Annotated in this window: 1 protein-coding gene; it reads right to left on the bottom strand. The window is 46.5% G+C overall.

The window, feature by feature from the left end:
- Nucleotides 1-42: 42 nt before the first annotated feature.
- On the bottom strand, nt 43-958 hold a 916-nt coding region (locus tag R8N47_RS23915), incomplete at its 5' end, for a glycosyltransferase (RefSeq protein ID WP_318185939.1).

The raw sequence follows: 958 nt of genomic DNA, 5'->3' as shown, positions 1-958 counted from the left end.
ATCACTAACGCAATCGCGAAAAGTGACATGTTGGTCATTGCTTTAGACATGGTCATATCCTTTGACGTTGTTTCGCGCTTTGGCATTGTGATGACTGGTTGGCGCATGCTCTGAACATAAATATTGAGCTATTGGCATGTAGCAGCGTTCCGCGCTGTATAGCTGTGCAACATTTAAGGCTTCAAGTCCCATTGTGACCTTCATCCACGGTGACTCATTAAGCAGACGAATCGCGTTGTGCAGAGAAGCCGCATTATTCGGTGTGTATTTGATGCAGTTCTTTCCATGAGTCAATACGCGATCCCAATAGCTATCATCGTGAGGGATAACCACACACATACCGGACGCCAGTGCTTCTAAAATGGAAAGCCCGAAAGGTTCGTTCACGCTGGTGGAAACAAAAACACCACACTGTGCACGCAATTCGTTGAGGTTGTTTGGAGATTCATACCAATCGACCCCATTGGTATTAAAATCCGGAGTGGAATATTCAACGCCTGGTACATTCGGTTTGATGTAACAAATGGTGGATTGCATGGTGGTGGTGTTTTCTAGCGTTAGGTCATCCAGTAGTAAATCCACGTTTTTCCATTTCAACAAACTCGCTGCCCAAAACACGCGATTGGAGATTGGATTAGCTTGTTTCGGCCAGCGTTCGCGAGAAAGACCGTTCACAAATGTGGAGGCGTTCAATGTGCTCCAATATCTTTCCGTCGCAGGTTTTGGTGTTTTTAAATAGGCTTGCAACGCGTTAATCAAGGATTCGCGAGTGTTTGACAGATAGTAGATAGCGCTGGCTTTTACTAAGCAGTAGCCGGACGATCTTGCGACGCCAACAGGTCCGTGAATCATTTGTACCACCGGCTTGCGGCTGAACAGTCTCATCAAGTACAAAGGCATGTCATTACTCGGGCAAGACAGCCCCAGATACCAATCGATTTTTGGCAGCTTCATGCAC

This window comes from Vibrio sp. 2132-1, assembly GCF_033344315.1.
The sequence above is the reverse complement of the archived record's forward strand: the minus strand, read 5'-3'. Positions and strand labels throughout refer to the sequence as shown.